At 52.2% G+C, this 228-nt stretch carries 1 protein-coding gene; it reads left to right on the top strand.

The window, feature by feature from the left end; all coding sequences use genetic code 11:
- Positions 1–185, top strand: a 185-nt coding sequence (locus tag KVT32_RS31995; RefSeq protein WP_217619626.1) for a site-2 protease family protein, incomplete at its 5' end; no start/stop codon positions are given.
- Between the last annotated feature and the right edge of the window lie 43 nt (positions 186–228).

Genomic DNA, 228 nt, shown 5'->3' with positions numbered 1-228 from the left:
GTGTAATGAATCTGTTACCAATTCCAGTGCTGGATGATGGCCATTTGCTGTATTATTCGCTGGAAGTTTTGACCGGGCGTCCCCTGTCCGAGCGAATCCAGGCATTCGCTCAACGCGCAGGGGTAGGCCTGCTGTTCATGCTGATGGCGCTCGCCGTCTTCAATGACCTGGGAAGATTGCTCTGATCTTCTCGCGGCACCGGCAAACAAGAATATGTATGTTGTCCAA

The sequence above is a fragment of the Achromobacter sp. GbtcB20 genome, assembly GCF_019091095.1.
GTDB classification, from domain to species: Bacteria; Pseudomonadota; Gammaproteobacteria; order Burkholderiales; family Burkholderiaceae_B; genus Achromobacter; species Achromobacter mucicolens.
Note: the sequence above shows the minus strand (reverse complement) of the source record. Positions and strands in the feature narration are given on the sequence as shown.